Annotated in this window: 1 protein-coding gene; it reads left to right on the top strand. The window is 78.6% G+C overall.

Annotated elements, in window-relative coordinates; all coding sequences use genetic code 11:
* The coding region (locus N864_RS25850; protein ID WP_034723430.1) for a hypothetical protein at positions 1 to 294 on the top strand (294 nt) is incomplete at both ends.

Below are 294 nucleotides of genomic sequence, written 5' to 3'. Positions count from 1 at the left end.
GCGCGGACGCGGTCTCGGTGATCGGGGCCGCACTCGAGGCCAAGGCCGCCGGGGCCGGGCACCGCAGCATCGCGGTGGTGCTGGGCCGGCCAGCGACGACGGTGCGGGGCTGGCTGCGCCGCTTCGCCGCCCTGGCCGAGCAGGTCCGGGCCGCGTTCACCCGATTGTTGCTGGCGCTGGACCCGCTCGCCGCGTCGGTGGCGCCCAGGGCCTCGGTATCGGCGGACGCGCTCGAGGCGATCGGTCGCGCGGCGGCCGCGGCGGTGCTCAGGCTGTCGGCGGTCCCGGTGTGGG

Source organism: Intrasporangium chromatireducens Q5-1, from assembly GCF_000576575.1.
GTDB lineage: Bacteria > Actinomycetota > Actinomycetes > Actinomycetales > Dermatophilaceae > Intrasporangium_A > Intrasporangium_A chromatireducens.
Note: the sequence above shows the minus strand (reverse complement) of the source record. Positions and strands in the feature narration are given on the sequence as shown.